Origin of the sequence: Pseudomonas persica (assembly GCF_900291015.1) — a bacterium.
Lineage (GTDB): Bacteria > Pseudomonadota > Gammaproteobacteria > Pseudomonadales > Pseudomonadaceae > Aquipseudomonas.
Genome location: NZ_OLKL01000265.1, coordinates 1 through 251 on the forward strand (window position 1 = coordinate 1; position 251 = coordinate 251).

1 protein-coding gene is annotated in these 251 nt (G+C 45.4%); it reads left to right on the forward strand.

Features of this window, described 5'->3' with window-relative positions; translation table 11 throughout:
- Positions 1-42 precede the first annotated feature (42 nt).
- Positions 43-251: glycogen/starch synthase (locus tag FQ664_RS26520; protein WP_178091110.1), on the forward strand; the 209-nt coding region annotated here is incomplete at its 3' end.

A 251-nucleotide genomic window follows, 5' to 3' on the forward strand; every position in this document is an offset into this window, starting at 1 on the left:
GCGTTGTAGTCATCAAGAAAGGGACGAAAGTTGGATTCTAAAATGCGAAACATAGATGTATGGTTTCCAGTTTCAGAAGCGCAAGGACTTGTAAAAAGTGGAGGCTTGGCAGATGTTGCCAAGGCTCTGCCTAAAGCTCTGCAAGAACTGGGTAAAAACGTAGCCATTACTTTACCCGGTTACCAGTCACTGCCTAACAAGGGTCAGTATGAGTTTGTTCTAGCTACGGAGTTAGAGCACTGGCCACATAC